Source organism: Dietzia sp. B19 (genome assembly GCF_014145155.1).
Taxonomy (GTDB): Bacteria; Actinomycetota; Actinomycetes; order Mycobacteriales; family Mycobacteriaceae; genus Dietzia; species Dietzia natronolimnaea.
On sequence record NZ_JAALED010000266.1, the window covers coordinates 1 to 2,432 of the forward strand.

Genomic DNA, 2,432 nt, shown 5'->3' on the forward strand with positions numbered 1-2,432 from the left:
GGCCTCGGCCCACCCCGCGCCGCTGCCGCCGGTGTCCTCGGGGGCCGTGAGGCGGCCGAGCCCCACCTCGGACAGGGACTGCCACACGGCCGCTGCATCGGGCCGGGCGGTGGGGCCGGAGAACTGCGCCAGCACGTCGGCCATCATTGACTCGAGGTCCTGGTCGATCTCGAGTCCGACGCTCTCCACGCCGTCGCCGGCCGCCGCTGTCCCCGTACTCATCGCATCCCCAGTCCCCGCGCGATCACGCCGCGCAGAATCTCGTTGGTCCCGCCCCGCAGGGTGAAGCCGGGCCGCTGGTGCAGTCCGGCACGCAGGAGGTCGGTGAGTTCGGACGCGGCCGCTCCCCCGTCACCGTCACCGGGTGTGAACTCGTCACCGAGTCGGGCGGAGACCACATCGACGATGTCGCCCTCGGTGGTCGTGCCGAGGAGCTTCACCAGGGCTGCGGCGTTGTCCGCCGGCTCGCCGCGCTGGAGGGCTCCGGCGATGTTCTGGCTCAGGGCGTGCAGGCCCGCCATCCGCGCGACCGAGCGGCCGAGATCCGTGCGGGCGGGCAACCGCCCCTCGGACACGGCCCCGATCTCGGCGGCGAGCAGGCGGAAGGAGGACAGGAATCGTTCGGGTCCGCTGCGCTCGAAGGCCAACTCGGAGTTGACCTGGTCCCAGCCGTCGCCGAGGGTGCCGAACACGCGGGAATCGGGGACGAACACCTCGTCGAGTACCACCTCGTTGAAGTGGTGGTCGCCCGAGAGGGACACGATCGGGCGGATGGTGACACCCTCGCTGCGCAGGTCGACGATGAACTGGCTCAGTCCCGCATGGCGGTCGGTGGTGTCCAGGGGTTCGGTGCGGGCCAGTGCGATGAACGCCTCCGCGTGCTGCGCTCCGGAGGTCCACACCTTCGTGCCGGTGATCGCCCAGCCGCCGTCGACGCGGACGCCCTTCGTCCGCACGCTGGCCAGGTCCGACCCGGAGTCCGGCTCGCTCATGCCGATGCCGAAACAACACTCCCCCGCTGCGATCCGGGGCAGGAACTCGCGCTTCTGCTCCTCGGTTCCGTACCGCAGGAGCGAGGGGGCGATCTGCCGGTCGGCGACCCACTGCGCGGCGACCGGCGCCCCGACGGCGAGGAGTTCCTCGGTGACGACGAAGCGCTCGAGGTGCGTGCGTCCCCGTCCGCCGTACTCGGTGGGGATGGCCATCCCGACCCAGCCGCGCTCGGCGAGGCGACGGGTGAAGTCCTCGTCCCATCGCGTGAGCCAGGTGTCGATCCACGGCGTGAGCCGACCGGCGGCGATCTCTTCGGAGAGGAAGTCACGGACCTCCACTCGCAGGGCGTCCATGTCCGCCGACGCCAGGGTGGGCGGTGGAGCGAGTGCGGACCGCATCGGGCCTCCTCGAAAGGGGTTGGTGTGATGTGTGCCTGTTCGGGGCCCGGATGGTGACCCGGACCACGTGCTCGAGAATCGCACGAATGGCAATTTTACGCAATAGCGGATCGAACTACGCTCTCTCGTATGCCCAGCGTGCGTCCCGCAGGGGCGGATAGTCTTACCCCATGACGCAACCGGATGCGGGAGACAGCGGGCGCACCGAGCAGCCCAGCATGGACAAGGTCCCCGAGCGTCCTCGCCACCGCATGGTCGACCGGGTCGCAGCGATCATGGAACTGGTCGCCAGGTCGGGAACCGGGCTGACCCTCACCGCGGTCGCCAAGGCCCTCGACGCCCCGATCAGCTCCACGCAGGGCCTGCTCAACGGCCTGGTCGCCGTCGGCTACCTCGACGAGCGCAATCGCGTCTACACGCTGGGGACCGCGCCGTATCTCCTCAACGTGATCGCCGGTCGGCCGCCCGTCACCTCCGTGTCGCGGGAGCAGCTCACCGCACTCCACGCTGAAACCGGTCTGACCACCGCCCTGTCGACCGACGTCGGTGACGACCTCTTCTATGTGGACCACGTCGCCGCCGATGCGCACTACGCCTACATCGCGGAGAACCGGTTGCGACGCTCGCTGCTGCGGACCTCCTCGGGCTGGCTACTCCTGGCCGACCGGGAGAAGCGTGACGTGTGGGCCTACCTGAACGCCCGGCCGGCTGCGGAGTCGGAGTTCGTCGACAGGTTCCTGGCCTCGCTCGAAGAGCTCCGCGAGACCGGTGTGTGTACGGCCCCCGGCGTGGCCGTGGACGGTGGCGACGGTGTCTCGGTCGCACTGCGCGAGGGGGGACGGACGATCGCGACCGTCGGCGTCATCGCCGCGCGGGACCTCATCGTCCAGCGCAGCGAGGAGCTGGCCCAGACCTGCCTCCGGCACGCCACCGCCTGGGGTCTGCGCTGAACCGGGGCCCGCGCTGACGCGAGGCCCCGGCCGACCATGGACTCGGCGACGGATCCGCGCCCCGTGAAGTCCCGGGGGGCGGATCAGCGCC

At 70.7% G+C, this 2,432-nt stretch carries 2 protein-coding genes and 1 pseudogene; 1 reads left to right on the forward strand and 2 read right to left on the reverse strand.

Annotation, left to right across the window (positions count from 1 at the left end):
* Positions 1-222: pseudogene (locus G6020_RS08505) on the reverse strand (acyl-CoA dehydrogenase); the annotation flags it as partial.
* Entirely contained in the window at positions 219-1,391 is a 1,173-nt protein-coding gene (locus G6020_RS08510) for an acyl-CoA dehydrogenase family protein (RefSeq protein ID WP_182610327.1), read from the reverse strand. The pseudogene G6020_RS08505 and the gene G6020_RS08510, both read right to left, overlap by 4 nt.
* Before the next feature lie 251 nt (positions 1,392-1,642).
* On the opposite strand from G6020_RS08510, the gene G6020_RS08515 reads away from it, so the two are divergent.
* Positions 1,643-2,341: a helix-turn-helix domain-containing protein gene (locus G6020_RS08515; protein WP_107748977.1), complete on the forward strand. Its 699-nt coding sequence runs from the start codon at positions 1,643-1,645 to the stop codon at positions 2,339-2,341.
* Positions 2,342-2,432 lie beyond the last annotated feature (91 nt).

What these genes read in the sequence shown, in the direction of transcription:
- G6020_RS08510 (WP_182610327.1), bottom strand. Translation starts at nt 1,391, where the DNA reads ATGCGGTCCGCACTCGCTCCACCGCCCACCCTGGCGTCGGCGGACATG.
- G6020_RS08515 (WP_107748977.1), top strand. Translation starts at nt 1,643, where the DNA reads ATGGTCGACCGGGTCGCAGCGATCATGGAACTGGTCGCCAGGTCGGGA.